The sequence below is a fragment of the Mesorhizobium sp. M7A.F.Ca.ET.027.03.2.1 genome, assembly GCF_003999175.1.
Taxonomy (GTDB): domain Bacteria; phylum Pseudomonadota; class Alphaproteobacteria; order Rhizobiales; family Rhizobiaceae; genus Mesorhizobium.
Genome location: NZ_RZOM01001393.1, coordinates 1 through 1,244 on the forward strand (window position 1 = coordinate 1; position 1,244 = coordinate 1,244).

The window sequence follows — 1,244 nt, forward strand, 5'->3', positions numbered from 1 at the left end:
TGATAAGGTTCCCGGCCATCTGGTGGTGGTCGGCGGCGGTGTCATCGGGCTCGAGCTCGGCTCGGTGTGGGCACGGCTCGGCGCCAAGGTCACCGTGGTCGAATTCCTCGACACCATCCTGGGCGGCATGGACGGCGAGGTTTCCAAGCAGTTCCAGCGCTTGCTTTCAAAGCAGGGTTTCGAGTTCAAGCTCGGCGCCAAGGTCACCGGTGTCGCCAAGGCCAAGAAGGGTGCGACCGTCACCTTCGAGCCGGTCAAGGGCGGCGCCGCCGAGATGATCGAGGCCGATGCCGTGCTGATCGCCACCGGCCGCCGCGCCTATGCCGACAGTCTCGGGCTCGGGGAAGCCGGCGTCGAGGTCGACGAGCGCGGCCGGGTCAAGACCGATGCCCATCTCACGACCAATGTCCCGGGCATCTATGCCATCGGCGATGTCATCGCCGGGCCGATGCTGGCGCACAAGGCCGAGGACGAGGGCGTGGCGGTGGCCGAAACCATTGCCGGCCAGGCCGGCCACGTGAACTATGACGTCATTCCGAGCGTCGTCTACACCAGCCCGGAAATCGCCTCGGTCGGTAAAACCGAGGAAGAGCTGAAGAAGGCCGGCATCGACTACAAGGTCGGAAAATTCCCATTCAGCGCCAATGGCCGGGCGCGCGCCATGCTGCACACCGACGGTTTTGTGAAGATCCTCGCCGACAAGACGAGCGACCGCGTGCTCGGCATGCATATTGTCGGCTTCGGCGCAGGCGAGATGATCCACGAGGCGGCGGTGCTGATGGAATTCGGCGGCTCGTCTGAGGATCTCGCCCGCACCTGCCACGCGCATCCGACGATGTCGGAAGCGGTGAAGGAGGCGGCGCTGGCGACGTTCTTCAAGCCAATCCACATCTAAAGCGACAACGCTTCGTTATCCTCGGGTCAAGCCTGAGGATGACGAACGTAGCGATATCGCCAAACAAAACGGCCCGCTTTTCAGCGGGCCGTTCGTATTTGATATCGAGCCGGTCAGTTGGCCGGAGCTGGAGCCGGCGCTGGCGCTGGAGCCGGCGCAGGTGCCGGTTCTGCAGGTGCCGGAGCCGGAGCCGGAGCTGCAGGCGCCGGGGCTGGGGCCGGTTCTGCAGGTGCCGGAGCAGGTGCAGGTTCGGCTGGCTTCATCGGTTCCGCCGGTGCGGGCGCGGGGGCCGGTGTGCTGGCCGCCGGCGGCTCGGCTGGCGCCGGGTGCTCACCACTCCTTCCGAAAA

Annotated in this window: 2 protein-coding genes; both read left to right on the forward strand. The window is 65.8% G+C overall.

Going from position 1 to position 1,244, the window contains the following annotated elements; all coding sequences use genetic code 11:
- Positions 1-895, forward strand: an 895-nt coding sequence (locus tag EN750_RS34965; protein ID WP_127399325.1) for an FAD-dependent oxidoreductase, incomplete at its 5' end; no start/stop codon positions are given.
- Between the two features lie 160 nt (positions 896-1,055).
- Positions 1,056-1,244 (forward strand): hypothetical protein (locus EN750_RS40130; RefSeq protein ID WP_210212797.1); only part of this gene is annotated, 189 nt, incomplete at its 3' end.